Here is a 14777-nt window from a genome sequence, read left to right as displayed (position 1 = left end):
AGACTGGACCCAGGAGCGCGGTGCGGGTTTCATCCTTTTTGCCGCCAAAGCCTTGTAGCAACTCGCCCGATCAACTTTGGCAGAGCAAACATCGTTGCCGGGTCTTGCCTGAGTTGCAGCAAGATCAATGAAGCAGGTACTTTTTTCGCACCAACTACATACTGGAACAATGCTCTCAGAAAGTTTTCCCGGAGTTCGGCTATCTTTGTTTTCAGGAATTTTTTTTGAGCCTCTGTCAGAGCCACAACTTCATCGGTAGCTTTGCGATATTCGAGCTCGTTTTGGATTCGGCGAAGCAACTCTAGTGAGCCAAATCTCGCTCCTGAGTAAACGTTTACCCCGGCCCCGTAAATGGCTTCCGGACGCGAGGAAAAAACGAATCTAGCACCTCGTCTCGCAAACTCCATCCAGAAAAGGTAGTCCTCGCCGGCAAATCTAAGGTGCTCACGAAACCGGATCTCTGGAAACTTTCTGAAATTGAATACCACTGTGGAGGTGCCGATGATATTCCCAGTAATGATCTGGTTTACCATGTCTCCTGCGTAGGCGAATAGATGTTGTGCCCCACGCACCCGCTCGTGTTTTGCCACATCAATCCTGCCCGCTCTTGCAAACGCGCTGACTGTCTGATGGAGCTGATAGAAATCCGCAAAATAGAAATCGTAACCGTGGTCTAACGCGATCACCGCATTCTCAAGATGATCCTCCGTCCATTCGTCGTCGGAATCGAGGAATGCCACATATCTGGTTTCTTCAGAGGTGTTGTCGAGGCCCGCATTCCTAGCTGCGCCTGGGCCACCGCAGAGCTGGCGAATCACGCGAACAGAAATTCGGTCTGGCACGTCGATCTCCTGGAGCTCGTTTCCAGCAGGAACAGGGGATTCATCGTCCACGATGATCAAGTCGATCCGCTCAGGTAGAGATTGCTTGATAACTGAGCGAACTGCTCGACCCAGTATGCCCGGCTTCCGCTGATAGTATGGGATGATGGTGGTAATCACGTTGAATTGTGCACCCGGAGATTGCGCCATACAGGCCTGTCGGCCCGTGCCAAACTTTATCGGCCGAGAAAAAGAGGGCCTTCAGTAACACAAGCGAGCTCGGCTCGCTCTGTTGATCCTATAACCCGCGTTGGCATCAAACCACGCCCGCCTTGAACAGGTCATGCATGTTGAACGCGCCGACGAGCCGTCCGTCTTCGTCGACCACCAGTAGGCCGTTGATGCGGAACTTCTCCATATACTTGACCGCTTCGGCGGCCAACTGCTCGGGCCCGATGGTGTGGGGATGGGGATGCATGACCTGGTCGATCCTCGTCGTGTGGACGTCGATGCGTTTTTCCAACGTGCGGCGGAGGTCGCCGTCGGTGTAGACCCCGAGCAGACGGTCGTCCGCGTCCACCACTGCTGTCATACCCAGGCCCTTGCCGCTCATCTCCAGCAAAGCCTGCACGATCAGAGCGTCCCGCGGCACCTTGGGCAGCCGCTCGCCTTGATGCATCACGTCCGCGACGCGCACCAGCAACCGCCGCCCGAGGCTGCCGCTGGGATGAGAGCGGGCGAAGTCCTCGGCGCTGAAGCCCCGGGCCTTGAGCAGCGCAAGCGCCAGGGCGTCGCCCAAGGCGAGGGCCGCCGTGGTGCTAGAGGTGGGCGCAAGCCCCAGGGGGCCCGCCTCCCGATCGACCGCCGCGTCCAGGTGCACGTCCGCCTGGCGGGCGAGGCTGGAGCGGGGATTGCCGGTCATGGCGATGAGCTTGGCGCCCTGGCGCTTGAGCATGGGCAAGATGAGCAAGATCTCGTTGCTTTCGCCCGAGTTAGAGATGGCGATGACCACGTCATCGGGGGTGATCATGCCCAGGTCCCCGTGGCCCGCCTCCGCCGGATGGACGAAAAAGGCCGGGGTGCCAGTGCTCGCCATTGTGGCGGCGATCTTGCGGGCGATGTGACCGGATTTGCCCATGCCCGTGACCACCACTCGGCCCTTGGATACCAGGATGATGCGCACGGCCTCGACGAAACCCCCATCCAGGCGCCCGATCAGGGCGGTGATGGCCTCGGCTTCCGTGCGCAGCACCTCCTGGGCGACCGCCAGCAGTTCTTCGTCGTTCAGCGCGGGTGTGTGCGCGTTGGGGTTCATGCCGAGAGCTTTTCGAAGTTTAAGGAACGGCGCGGAGTTGAATTTCGGCGGTGACCGTTAAGACCCATCCCCACCCCGACCCTCCCCTTGAAGGAGAGGGGTGCATCCGCAGCGCTATGCTGAGCCGCCTGGCAACGTCGCATTCCTAATGTATCCCGGCACAGAGTCGTAGGGTGCGCCTTGGCGCGCGGCAATCCGCGTGGTGCATTGCCCTTCGCTTCCATGCCTCCTACGTTCCGTCTCCCAATTGTCCCCCTCATGACAGCGGAAAGCCCGCTCACGCCGCGCCGGGCGCCTGGGCTTCCCGCGCGTCCCGCCGGCCGCTCCACCAGGCGTGCAGCCGGTTTAACAGGGGCCAGCGGTAGACGTTGATATGGTACAGAGTGCGCACCCGATCGGTCCAACGGGTGTGCCATTCCATGCATTTTCCATAGAACTCTACCCGCCTGAATCGTTTTGATTCGAACAGGCGACGCAGGGCTTCTTGGCGCATCAGAAACGCTGGGGAGAGATTCTTGTAGGATTCATCGTAGGTCGTCTTCAGCACCACCTGAGTAGCGCCGCCTTCGATGCACAGGTCAACCGCCACCACCTTGTCGTCGAAGCGGTAGCGGTAGATGCGTCCGGCGCCGTTCCGGCAATAGGCTTCCAGCATGTCGCGGTAGAAGCGCCCCTGCACGTTATCAGGGTGAATGGCGGTGCCGCTCGCCGCCTTCCACCCGGCGCTTTCCAGCCGTCCATAGTCCCGGATCGCGTCGGCCACTTCTTCCGCTCGGGTCAGCTCCTCGAGGACGGCCTGGATTCCGTCCGCCTCCAGTTTTGCCCGCTGCCGTCTCATGTTGTGACGCAGGTTTTTCCCCCGGGCCGCCCAGTACTCGTCGAAGGTGCCGGAGATGTCCACCCAGGCGGTCTGGATGTAGTCCAGAGTCCTCATGCGCTCCGAGTCCTCCGGTCGAGGGACGAGGTCAGGGTCCTGCTGGGTGATCCCGAGCAGCAGGGGTGAACCCGGGAGATACCGGATCAGCTCCGCAGCCAACGCCTCCAGTCGCCCATTCGGGTGCACCACCCAGGCGCCTAGGGGAAGCTGGGAGGGCTGGAAAGTCCGCCACATGCCCGCAGACAGGCGGGTTAGCACCCCCATCGCGACGGGCTCGCCTTGCGCCGTGCAGACGGCAATCCTCTCCCGGCCGGTTCCGAAATGGGCGAGGGCCTGGGCGATGAATTCCGAGCCCAGGAACGGCACCGCACGGTTCAACGCGTTCAGACGATCCCAGGCGTTCGCGATGCTGGGAAAGCCGTCCGCCGGCAACAGACTCCATTCCATCACGTGGCGGTCTTTCGACTTGCCTGTAGAGTCTTACGCAATCCCTTGAGATATGCCAAGCAGCCCTCTTCTGCGCTGCCGCGCACCCCTCTCCCCAGGGAAGAGGGGCTGGGGGAGAGGGCAAGCTCAACTGCGCTATCGCGCGTAAGGCCGATTATGCATCTCTCCATGAGAGCTACCTCGAAGCCCCTCAAGGGCGTTGAGTCAACGAAACGCGCCATGCCTTCCGATCTTTTGCGACGGTGCGCTGAAGCGCGCCCTACCAGAACTCAGGGCAAGAAAAGCCCGTTCCATCAGCAGACACGTCTCGTTCATGGCCGGCGCGGAGGCGGGGCTTCCTGGGCCGCCGGGGCGCGAGCACCCGCCGCGGACGCCACTTCGTCCAGCACCTGGGCAAGCTCCCGTGTCCGCTCCAAGCGGGATGCGTTTTTCACCTTGCCGGGATCCGCCACGGGGAGGCTTCCCCGGGCGAGCCGAGCGAGGAACTCCGGCAGCGCCCGGGCAATTTCCTCCTTCGACTCCATGGGGACCACCAGGCCAGCCCGGTGGCGGTGGATCAGGCTCGCCGTGTCTCCTTGGGGGTCGGTCAAGGCCAGCACCGGCTTTGCGCACCGGAGATATTCGTAGAGCTTGGCCGGGATCTGGTCGTTGCAGCCCCGGGATTGCAGGATGAGGAGCGCGTCCGCCCGCAGCATCTCGGCGAGGGCCTCCCGGTAAGGCACGGGAGGCAAAAGCTCGACGCAGGGCTCGATGGAGTATTTCGCCGCAAGCCGGCGCAGCAGCGCTTCGTGCACCGCCGCCCGGAAGCGCAGGCGGAAACGGTTCGCGTCGATCTTGCCGCTGGCCACGAGTTCGCCGAGGGCGGCTAGCAGGGGATCGGGGTTGCGCTCGGAAGGATAAATGACCCCGCTGTGCAGCAAAGTGACCCGGCCGGGATTGAGCGGTTGCGTCCGGTCCGTTTCCGCTTCCACCGCCGCGAAGATGGCCTCGTCGTAGCCGTTCTCGATCACGAACACGCGGCTTCTCTCGATGCTCGGGTAGCGTTGCTGGTACATGCGGGCGGCGCCGGGGGTGACGAAGACGAAGGCCGACCCCCGGTCGAAGACGCGTTCTTCTACCCGCTTGAAGCTCTGCCAGGTTTTCGGGTCGCTGGGGTAGCCGTCCTGCGCCATCGGGTCGCGGAAGTCCGCCACCCAGGGCAGGCCGGTCAGCTTCGCCAGGGTGGCGCCGATCAGGTGGGCGGTGGCGATGGGATAGGTGGACCAGATGACGTCCGGCCGGTGGCGCCGGATGAGGCGCAGTCCCGCCGGCACCGCCCCCAGCCACCAACTCACCCACCGGTCGGGCCGCGCGAGGAACGCCGGATAGCGGCGCAGGAGGGAGAGGTGCCGCGCGGTGTTGAGGGCGAAGGCCCGCTCGACGACGGTGTCCGGGGGAACCGCCGCGAGCTGATCGTCGCTCACCGTCTCGTAGGCCCGGGGGTGGGCCGTCAACACCAGGGAGGACCAGCCGAACTTGGGCAGGTAGCGCACGAAATTCAACGTGCGATGGATCCCGCTCGAGCCCATCAAGGGCGGGAAGTGGAAGGCGATCATCAAGACTTTTTTCAAGGCTTCACGCGCTCGAAGGTCCGCCCCAGGCGATCGACCAGCGCATCGAGATGCTCCCGGGACAAATCCTGGTGGCACGGCAACTGAAACACGTGCCTCGACCACGGCAGCCCGTGATCGCCGGGGAGGGCCGGCGTGCCCGGCCACAGCCAGTCCCAACGGAACACGGGGAAGCGCTCGGCCTTGAGGAGCGCGTAACGGCCGTCGGGGTTTTCCACCCACAGGGGGAACACGTAGGGCACGGCGGTGGGCGGCAGTTCGGGCAGCAAGGGCCGCGCGCCGGGAAAATGCTCGAAACGTCTGGCGAGATAGGCGTAATTTTCCCGCCGCCTGGTCACGATGCGCTCGCGGCTCGCCCGGCGCGCGAGCCAACGGCAGACCCGGGTGGGACGGTGGTCGGCGAGCCGCTGGTCGAATTGGGCCAAGAGTTCGCTTTCGGTGGTACGCGGTGCATCGACTCCGTTGGAAGACTCCGCCCGCCTGCGATGGAGGAAGCTGTTTCTCACCCCGAAGGCCATCGAGAGCACCGTGTTGAGTCCCCACAGCCGGTCATGATCCACCCCCGTCTCCACCATGTTGGCGAGACTCCGCACCTCGGCCAGCGCTTCGCGGCGCTTCAATCCCACCCCGTTCAGCGGGCGCCGGGTGGAGACGAGGCAGCCGCCTTCGGGCACGGGAAAAAACTTCGTGAGGCTCGCGATGGCGAGATCCCCCCAACTTCCCACCGTGCGCCCGTCGGTTTCACCGAAAAGGGCGTGGGCGCAATCTTCGATGAGGGTGATGCCCCGGCGATCGCAGAAGGCCCGCACTTCCCCGAGGGGCTGGGGAAAGCCGAAGTAGTGCACCGCCAGCATGGCTCGCACGCCGGCCGTATCGAGGCCCTCGAGGGCCGCCAGGTCCGCGCTTCCCGAGCTGGTGATAGGGTAGTACACGGGCCGCGCCCCTGCGGCGACCGCCGGCGCCACCATGGTGGTGCAGTGGTAGGTGGGCAGCAGGACCCGGTCGCCGGGGCCCACGCCCAGGGCTTTGAGGGCGAGGCCGATGGCCGCCCGGCCGCTGGTGGTAAAGACCAGGCCCGGCAGGTCCAGCAGGGTAGGCAGCGGGGCCCTGCTGTCCCCGGCAAAGGTCTGCCAGCCGAACACCGGCAGTTTGGGAATGGGAAAGGCCTTGGAAGCGGAAGGCAAGGGATGCGGCCTCGCAGTCACAGGGCTCGAGGGGCTCCAACGGGTTCAGACGCCATGATAGAAGGCTTCCTGCCAGGGCGAGTTTAAATTTTATTAATCCTGGGCGCATGGCCTGCCGGATAAGGCTTACAGCCCGCCAGCTCGCCTATAATACGCCTTCCGAAGGGTGCCTTCGCCTCCTATTTCCTCGAATCAGCCACGGGGCTTAAGCTCATGAGCGTGCCTCCTTCCGACATCGCAACCTCGGACGTTCAACACCAGGTGCTCCACATCCTCGACCAGGTGCTGAGCCTGCGGGGGCGCGCGGCGGGCTTCACGGCGTCCACGCGGCTTTTGGGCAACATCCCCGAACTCGATTCCATGGCGGTGGTGGCGGTGATCACGAGCTTGGAGGAGCACTTCGGCTTCGTCGTGGCCGACGACGAGATCGACGGATCTACCTTCGCCACCGTGGGGAGCCTCACCGCCTTTGTGGAAGGCAAGCTCGCCCAAGGTTGAGGCTTGTCCCCCATCGATTCCCGGTGCCTGTTCGCCCCCCTCGCCACCGGGCCCCGCTTTTGCCTCCTGCACCGTCCCGCGGCTGGCAACCCCCGGGGGGTCGTCCTCTACCTGCATCCCTTCGCCGAGGAGATGAACAAGTGCCGCCGCATGGCGGCCCTCGGCGCCCAGGCCCTGGCGGCGGCGGGGTTCGCGGTGCTCCAGGTGGATCTCCTGGGATGCGGTGACAGCCCGGGGGATTTCGGCGAGGCCACCTGGGACGGCTGGCTGGAAGACGCCCGGGCGGCAGCAGACTGGCTGGCGCGGGAGCAGGGATCGCCCGTGGGCTGGCTGTGGGGATTGCGGGCCGGATGCCTCTTGGCCGCGGAAGCCTCGCGCCGCATCGAAAGCGTGAACGGCTTGCTGTTGTGGCAGCCGGTGGCGAGCGGTGCCCAACACCTAGCCCAGTTTTTGAGGCTCAAGAGCGCGAACGCGCTGCTGGCCTCGGGGTCGGCCTCCCGCCGTGACGACTTGAGGCGCAAGCTTGTTGAAGAAGACCAGCCCGTCGAAGTGGCGGGTTACACCCTTACCCCTGCCCTTGCCCGGGGGCTTGAGCACGCCACCCTGGAGATCGGGGCGCAGGTGAAGCGCATCGTTTGGCTCGAGGTTTCCGCAACAACTCCGCCAGTCCTGAGTCCCGCCGCGGGGCAGCGCATCGCCCGGTGGCAAGAGGAGGGGCTGCGGGTCGCGGCTCACGCCGTGGCGGGGCCGCCCTTCTGGCAAACCGTGGAGGTGAGCGAGTGCCCGGCCCTGGTGGAGGCGACGATCAGCGCATTGCGGGCAAGCGGGGCATGACCGTCGAAGAGCTGCCCTTTTTTTTCTCCTGCGGCGGCGAGTCCCTGCTCGGAATCATCGCCCGGCCATCCCGTCCGGCGCCGGTCGGGGTGCTCGTGATCGTGGGTGGCCCCCAGTACCGGGTAGGCAGCCACCGTCAGTTCCTGCTTTTGAGTCGCATGCTCGCCGCCCACGGTGTGCCCTGTATGCGCTTCGACTACCGGGGCATGGGAGACAGCACTGGGCCTGCGCAAGGCTTCGAGCAAGCGCTGCCCGACGTGGGCGTCGCCATCGACGCCTTCATGGACCGGCTGCCCGGGCTGGAGCAAGTGGTGCTGTGGGGACTGTGCGACGCCGCCTCCGTCGCCTGCCTGTACGCGCCCAGCGACGCCCGGGTGGCGGGGCTCGTCCTGTTGAATCCCTGGGTGCGCACCGAGGCGACCGCTGCGGCCACCTACTTGAAGCACTACTACGCCCGGCGGCTTTGGGATCGGGATTTCTGGATGAAGCTCGCCCGGGGAGAGTGGCGCCCGACGGAGTCGCTCGGCGCCTTCGCCCGGCTCGTGGGCAAAGCGCTGCGACCCAAAGAGCAGGACGGGGAAGATGGCGCATCATCCCTGGCTACCGCTCCGGGCCCAGGGAGCCTTCCCGACCGTATGGCCGCCAGTCTCGCTCGATTCCGGGGACCGGTGCTTTTCATGCTAAGCGGGAACGACTACACCGCCAAGGAATTCATGGACGTGGCGCGGGTGTCGAAGCGTTGGACCACGGCGCTCGCCGCGTGTCGAGTCGCCTGGAAGCAGCTGCCGGAGGCGGACCATACCTTCTCCAGCGCCGCCCACCGGGATCAGGTGGCCGCGTGGACACTGGAATGGGTTCGGGCAATCCGTCGGGTGCGTTAAGTGGAGCCTGCCTGCGCCCCACGGGCCGCGGCAGGCAGGCGAAACGCACCATCCACCGAAGGGTCGAAATCCCACGAACGGTGCGCTCAAGAGCACCTTAACCCCGCTTTAGAAGTCCCAGCCGAGACGGTTTCTCCTACCCATCCCCCTCCCGGACTCCCCCTTGAGGGGAGAGGATGACGGGGGCATGCCGGGCCGCGGACGGGCTGGGGTGGGGATGGGTTTCATGGGGTAACGAGAAATCCTATGCACGGCCAAACACGTCCACTTGCTCGCAAAAGCGCCGTCCGGCTGCGCCGAAGCATGACCGACGCAGAAAGAAAGCTTTGGCATCGCATACGGCGCGAACAACTGGGGGTGAAGTTCCGCCGTCAGCACCCATTCGAAAATTACATCCTCGATTTCGTGTGCCTGGAGCAAAAACTGATTGTCGAAGTGGACGGATCGCAACACGCCCAGGCCCTCGCCCAGGATGCGGCACGCACCGCGGCGCTCGAAGCGGCAGGGTTTCGAGTGCTTCGCTTCTGGAACAACGAAGTGCTGCAGGAGACGGAGGCCGTGCTCGAGCGCATCTTGCAGGCGTTGCACCCATCCCCTTCCTGTCCTTCCCCTTGAAGGGGAAGGAACTTTCTAACTTCTTCCTGCGCCGCCAGTGGCGGGCGCCGCGGCGCATGGAGCGCGTTTCCTCCCCTTCAAGGGGGCGGAGCGGGGGTTTCGCAGAGCACTGCTCTGCGCCCACAGGCACCCATCCCCCTCCCGGCCTCCCCCTTGAAGGGGGAGGAGGACACGAGCCTGCCGGGCCGTGGACGGGCTGGGGTGGGGATGGGGTCCCCTCCCCTTCAAGGGGAGGGTCAGGGTGGGGATGGGTTTCGAGGTTTGCCGCTTTACGGCTCTTGTGCCCGATGCACCTATCTCCCCTTCTCGGCTTCCCTTTTGAAGGCGAGGAGGTTTTCGCGTCACCGAAGGCTTTACAGTTTCATCGGCGCCTGTGAAACGCTCACCTTATCCATCGCCTCCGCCGTTGGCGTCTGACCGCGCAGCCACAGGCTAAAGGTCGAGCGTGGCCGGCGTGACGTCCGTGTGCAGAAAGTCCTCTCCCTCGAACAGCAGCGGCTCGCCCGCTACCTCGGCAAGCGCGTAGGCAAAGCAGTCGCCGAAAGAAGCGCTTGGAGTTTCGGCCGAGGTGGCTTAACCCATCCGATGGCGGGCAAGGTAAGCGTCCATCTGCGCCGCCGGCATGGGGCGGCTGAAGAAAAACCCCTGCATTACGTCGCATCCCAGCCCCGCGAGGGACTCCAGGTGCTCGGCCCGTTCCACGCCCTCGGCCACGAAGCCAAGGCCGAACCCCCGGGCGATGCCGATCATCGCCGCCACGATGGCATGGCTTTCCCGCTTTTGCCCGAGATCGCGCACGAAGGCCTGATCGATCTTGATGGCGCTGATGGGCAGCGACTGCAGGTAGGCCAGGGACGAGTAGCGGGTGCCGAAGTCGTCGATGGCGATGCCCACCCCGTGCTCCCTCAAGAGCGCCGCCTTGCGCGCCACCGCGTCCACGTCCTCGATGAGCACGTTCTCCGTGATCTCCACCTCCAGGGCGTGGGGCGGCAGGCGATGCCGCTCCACCGCGCCGATCACCCGCTCCACCAGGTCGATGCGGTCGAACTCCCGGGGCGAGAGGTTGACCGCCACCCCCAGGTCGGCGAAGCCTCCCGCGCGCCAGCGCTCAAGCTGGGCGCAGGCTGACTGGAGTACGAAGTCGCCGATGGCGTGGACCAGCCCCGTCTCCTCGGCGATGGAGATGAAGCGGCCCGGCGCCAGCAGGCCGTGGACCGGGTGGCGCCAGCGCAGCAGGGCCTCGACCCGCTCGATGCCGCCGGTGCGCACGTTGTGGATCGGCTGGAAGTGGAGCTCCAGCTCGGCCCGTTGCAGGGCGCCGCGCAGGTCGTTCTCGAGCTGGATGCGCTCGCTGAAGGAAGCGCTCATGTCCGGGGAGAAGAAAGCGGCGGCGTTCTTGCCCCGGCGCTTCACGTGGTACATGGCGATGTCGGCGTTGCGGATCAGGTCTTCCTCGCTCGTCCCGTCCTCGGGGTGCACGGCGATACCGATGCTCACGCCGATGGTGAATTCCCCGTCGCCCAGGAAGAAGGGCTGGTTCAGCTCGTGAAGGATTTTCTTCGCCACGGCCAGGGCGTCTTCCCGGGCTTCCAGGTCGGGGACCAGGGCCAGGAACTCGTCGCCGCCGATGCGGGAGAGGGTGTCAGTGCTGCGCAGGCATTTGCGCAGGCGCGCCGCGGTGTGCTGCAGCAGCAGGTCGCCTTTCAGGTGGCCGTAGGTGTCGTTCACCAGCTTGAAGCGGTCCAGGTCCACGAAGAGCACCCCGAGCCGGCGCTGGTGGCGCCGGGCGTGGGCGATGGCCTGCTTCAGGCGGTCCAGGAACAGGGCCCGGTTGGGCAGCCCCGTCAGGGCGTCGTGGTAGGCGTGGAAAGCGATGATCTGCTCGGCGCGCTTTCGCGCCGTGATGTCCCGCGCCACCCCGTAGGTACCGACGAAGCGCCGCGCCAGGGGCGCGCCTTCGGCGCCCGGGCCGTAGAGGCCCACCGCGCTCACCGACACGATCACTGAGGCAGGTTCCGCCGGGCCGCTGTCCTGGACGGGTTTTCCCTTGAACCTCAGCTCCACGTTGCGGGTGGCCCGCTCCCCCATGCGGCGTTCGTGGAACACCCGGGCCGCGCGGGCCAGGTCGTCCTCGTGGACGATGGTCGAGTAGTGGGCACCCGTGAGCTCTTCCCTGGAGTAGCCGAGCAGGGTGCCGAAGCGCTCGTTCACGTACCAGAAACGGCCCTCGGGGTCCACGGCGAAGATCAGGTCCGGCGAGTGGTCCACCAGGGAGCGATAGAGGCGCTCGGAGTGCTCCAGCCGCGCCCGCATGAGGCTGTTCTCCAGGGCGAGTCGGCGCGCCGTCAGGGCGTTGTCCACGCTGCGCTGGAGCGCCGCGGGCTCGAAGGGTTTGCGGATGTACTCGTGGGCCCCGAGCCGCAGGGCGGCGATGGCGGAGTCGATGCTGTCGTCGCCGCTCACCACGATGACCATGACCTTGAGCCCTGCCTCCCGGGCTCGGCGCAGGACCTCCAGCCCGGTCATGTCGGGCAGGTTGATGTCGAGGAGCACGACGTCCACGGGCTCCCGGGCGAGCAGCTCCACGGCGGCAGCGCCCGTGTCCACGGCCCGCACCTCCCGCGCCTCGCCGGCGATCAGGGCCAGGATGGCATTGCGCACGGAGGCGTCGTCCTCCACCACCAGGAGCCGCAAGGGCTCCGGCGCCGCCTCCGGCAGGGAGGGCCACTGGGGCAGGCCATCAATGATCGGCATGAGCGAACCAGCTCGAGCGGGCGAAGGTCTGGGCCGACGGGGGGTCCTGGGTCATGGAATCGCTTTCATCCGGTCATCGAAAGAACCGTTTCTACTTTTACCCCTGGGTGATCCGGGGAAGGAGGATGCGCACGGTGGTGCCCGCGCCCACCCGGCTGTGGCAGGCCAGGTGACCCCCCATAGTCTTGACCAATGCCAGCGAGTTGGCCAGCCCCACCCCCCGGCCCGCCAGGGCGGCTTCGGCGGGCGGGGTGAAAAGGGTGGCGAGCTTCTCCGGAGCGATGCCCGGCCCGGTGTCGGCGAGCGCGATCTCCACCATCATCTGGCCCTCGTAGTTGACCAGGTCCGAGGTGGTGATCCGCAGCCGGCCGCCCTCCGGCACGGCTTCGGAGGCGTTCTTCAGCAGGTTGAGCAACACCTGCTTAAGCATGCGGGCGTCGGTGCGCACGGGCGGCAGTCCCCGGTCCAGCTCCAGGTCGACCCGAATGCCCCGCTGGGCGAACAGGGGTTCCCGGTAAACCAGAAGGAACTCCTCCACCATGCGGTTGATGTCGATGAGCCCTCCTTCCGGGGCGGCCTCTTCCTCGGGCTGGCCCATGCGCTCCAGCAGCCGGGCGACCCGGTCGATCTCGTGACCGACCATTTCCAGATCTTTTTCCACGTTCTCCCCGGCCCTCGTACGGCCGCGGGCGATCTCCAGATAGGTCTTGAGGGCGGAAAGGGGATTGCGCGCTTCGTGGACCAGGCGCCGGATGGAAGCCTGCAAGGCCTCCAGGGGAAGGGCTTCGGCCGGACCGGCTTCCTTCCTCCCGCGGCGAGCCGCGGCGGCCAGCTTGCGGGCCACTTCTTCCAGCAAGGGCAGGATCTCCTCGAACTCCGCCGCCTGCAACGCCGGGACGGGAAGCACCAACACCCCCCGGGCAGGGGCACCCGCCTCCTTCAACGGCAGGGCGGCGAGGGCTTCCGCCCCTAGGGCCCGGGCGATCTGCACATCCAGGCCCATGAGCCGCTTAAGGCCTCCCGCCTCGTAGGAGACGACGGTGGTGCCCTCCCGGGCCGCCCGGGCCACCAGGCTATGGGCCACGGCAGGGGAGAGATCGAGCTGGAAACGGGCCACCTCCCCGCTTTCCACCTTCCATCCGGGCCAGACGGCCTCGCCTTCGGCGGGTAGGAAAAGGAGGAAACGCTTGATCCCCGCCACGGCGGCCAGCAGGGGCATGAGCGTTCCCAATCCCAGGGGAACCCGGTCCAGGGCCTGCAAGGGAACCGTCAGCTCGAGTTGGAGGGCGTCCTCCAGCACCTGCTCCAGCAGGGAGGCGGCCGCCGAGGCCATGGGGGGCGGCCCCTGGGATCCGCCCTGGGGTTCGCCCGCAGCCCGGACGGGTTCTTCTCTTTGCGGCGGGATCCTGTCCCGCGCTTCCGGCCGCCTCGCCTCCTCCACCACCCGCCCCACCAGGGTCTCGGTGAGCGCCCGGGTGTCGACGAAAGAGCGGGAAATGGCCTCTTCCTCGTAGCGGGGCGGCGGCAGCGTCGCCAGGTTCAGGCCTCGCAACACCGCTTCGAATGCCCGCGCGGCGCGCTCCAGGGCGGTCTGCACCGACGCTGCGGGAATTCCCAGCAAATCCGCCGCGAGCCCCCGCCGGCTTTCGGAGGCGGGCTGCCGCACCAGGGACTCGGCCGAGCGGACGATGCGCACCAGCAGGTGGGTCCCCTCCAGCTCCACGCCCGGGGCGTGATGGAGCAGGACCGCGTCGCGCAAGGGGAAGGGAAGGTCGAGCCCATCCAAGAATCGGGCGCCGATATCGGCGTGAATCGTGCCGAGCCGCCCCGCCTGTTCGGGGATGCCTTCCGTTTCGGCCCACGCCTTCTGGTCCACCAGGGAGCGGAAGGTATCGGGCACGGCGGTCGCCAGCAGCAGCGCGCCCGAATCGTGTAGGAGTCCGGCCAGGTGAGCCTCCTCCTGGCTTTCGTAGCCCGCCGCCTCCGCCAAGGCCCGGGCGATGAGGGCAACTCGCACGCAATGGCTCCAGTAGCCGCCCAGCGCCTCGGGGGAGAGAGGGGCCCGGCGGGGGGTCAGGGACGCCCGGGCCGCGCTCAACAAGAGGGCCCGGACGGCCTCGTGTCCCAGGGCGGCAATGCGCCGCTCCATGGACGGGGCGCCCCCGGCCCCGGCAGAGAACGCCATGCTAGCACCGGCCTCTAGCACCCGCAGGGCCAGGACCGGCTCCAGCAGGAGCCACTCGGCCGTTTTGTTCGTCTCCGTCCCTTCCCGGTGGGCCTTGAGCGCCCGGTCGATCACCTGGGGTAGGGCCGGCAGGCGGATGATCCGGGTCCGCCGGACCACCGAATCGACGAGCCGGGCCTCCAGCTCGGAGACGTGACTGGACCCGCCCGTGGATTCCTCGGGCGGCTCTGGATTCTGCTTCGGCGGGGAAGGGCGCGTGCTACCCACTCGATCCTCGCCCCCAGGGGATTCCAGGAAGACCGAAGCCCCGGCGGCGGGTCCCGGAGGCAAATCCGGCCATGACGGTGGTAAAGGGTTCAGCGAGGCCGGCGCCCATGCCCCGGCCCGGCGCCGCCCTGACTGCGGTGAGCGCCCGGGCAGCGCCCGGTCCCGAAATCATGACGAACCCCCACTTGTAGCGTTTATAAGTTTTTAACGAAGCGCCGCGAAGACGCTTCCTCTTATGGCTCGCCAAGCGTCATGAACCGAAGACGCTCGACCCTCTCCCCGCCCTCTCTCCCTCTCTCCCAGCAGAAGAGGGGAACGGGATGGCGGTGAATGGCCGGTTAGCCATTCCATTCACCGCGGGCTCAAATGGAACCCGCCCCGTGGGCCGGCTTCGCGAGGCAAGAAAACCGGTGGCCTAGCCCCAAGCTTGGCCCAAAGGGGTCCTCCCATCAAGCATAAGCTCTGAAAATTAAGTTAATTTTTGTGGAG

General features: G+C 66.2%; 11 protein-coding genes. 4 read left to right on the top strand and 7 right to left on the bottom strand.

Going from position 1 to position 14777, the window contains the following annotated elements; translation table 11 throughout:
* Positions 1-29: 29 nt before the first annotated feature.
* From ACTFO6_RS03400 to ACTFO6_RS03380, 5 genes are all read right to left on the bottom strand, one after another.
* Positions 30-1001 carry a glycosyltransferase gene (locus tag ACTFO6_RS03400; RefSeq protein ID WP_439933033.1) on the bottom strand — a complete coding sequence of 324 codons (972 nt, stop codon included), beginning with the start codon at positions 999-1001 and terminating at the stop codon, positions 30-32.
* A 136-nt stretch (positions 1002-1137) separates the two neighbouring features.
* A complete protein-coding gene (locus ACTFO6_RS03395) occupies positions 1138-2136 on the bottom strand; it encodes a KpsF/GutQ family sugar-phosphate isomerase (protein ID WP_439933032.1) in 999 nt (332 codons plus the stop codon).
* A 277-nt stretch (positions 2137-2413) separates the two neighbouring features.
* Positions 2414-3460, bottom strand: coding sequence for a GNAT family N-acetyltransferase (locus ACTFO6_RS03390; RefSeq protein ID WP_439933031.1), 1047 nt, complete (start codon positions 3458-3460; stop codon positions 2414-2416).
* A gap of 311 nt (positions 3461-3771) precedes the next feature.
* On the bottom strand, positions 3772-5070 hold the full coding sequence (locus ACTFO6_RS03385) for a glycosyltransferase (RefSeq protein WP_439933030.1): 1299 nt from the start codon (positions 5068-5070) through the stop codon (positions 3772-3774).
* Entirely contained in the window at positions 5067-6254 is a 1188-nt protein-coding gene (locus ACTFO6_RS03380; protein ID WP_439933029.1) for a DegT/DnrJ/EryC1/StrS family aminotransferase, read from the bottom strand. The genes ACTFO6_RS03385 and ACTFO6_RS03380 overlap by 4 nt, the downstream gene beginning before the upstream one ends.
* 213 nt (positions 6255-6467) lie before the next feature.
* On the opposite strand from ACTFO6_RS03380, the gene ACTFO6_RS03375 reads away from it, so the two are divergent.
* The 4 genes from ACTFO6_RS03375 to ACTFO6_RS03360 all read left to right on the top strand — a co-directional run bounded on the left by ACTFO6_RS03375 (position 6468) and on the right by ACTFO6_RS03360 (position 9082).
* Positions 6468-6752, top strand: a complete 285-nt coding sequence (locus ACTFO6_RS03375; protein WP_439933028.1) for a phosphopantetheine-binding protein — start codon at positions 6468-6470, stop codon at positions 6750-6752.
* 3 nt (positions 6753-6755) lie between these two features.
* Positions 6756-7586 (top strand): hydrolase 2, exosortase A system-associated, encoded by an 831-nt coding sequence (locus tag ACTFO6_RS03370; RefSeq protein WP_439933027.1) that lies wholly within the window; start codon positions 6756-6758, stop codon positions 7584-7586.
* Positions 7583-8467 (top strand): hydrolase 1, exosortase A system-associated, encoded by an 885-nt coding sequence (locus ACTFO6_RS03365; protein WP_439933026.1) that lies wholly within the window; start codon positions 7583-7585, stop codon positions 8465-8467. Before ACTFO6_RS03370 ends, ACTFO6_RS03365 begins: the two co-directional genes overlap by 4 nt.
* Before the next feature lie 303 nt (positions 8468-8770).
* Positions 8771-9082 (top strand): endonuclease domain-containing protein, encoded by a 312-nt coding sequence (locus ACTFO6_RS03360; RefSeq protein WP_439933025.1) that lies wholly within the window; start codon positions 8771-8773, stop codon positions 9080-9082.
* A 573-nt stretch (positions 9083-9655) separates the two neighbouring features.
* On the opposite strand, the gene ACTFO6_RS03355 is transcribed toward ACTFO6_RS03360, so the two are convergent.
* Both ACTFO6_RS03355 and ACTFO6_RS03350 read right to left on the bottom strand, forming a co-directional pair.
* Entirely contained in the window at positions 9656-11836 is a 2181-nt protein-coding gene (locus tag ACTFO6_RS03355) for a putative bifunctional diguanylate cyclase/phosphodiesterase (protein ID WP_439933024.1), read from the bottom strand.
* Between the two features lie 97 nt (positions 11837-11933).
* Positions 11934-14288 (bottom strand): HDOD domain-containing protein, encoded by a 2355-nt coding sequence (locus ACTFO6_RS03350; protein ID WP_439933023.1) that lies wholly within the window; start codon positions 14286-14288, stop codon positions 11934-11936.
* Between the last annotated feature and the right edge of the window lie 489 nt (positions 14289-14777).

The sequence above is a fragment of the Pelomicrobium sp. G1 genome (assembly GCF_051905455.1).
GTDB lineage: Bacteria > Pseudomonadota > Gammaproteobacteria > Burkholderiales > UBA6910 > Pelomicrobium.
This window is presented reverse-complemented; position numbering and strand designations above follow the sequence as displayed.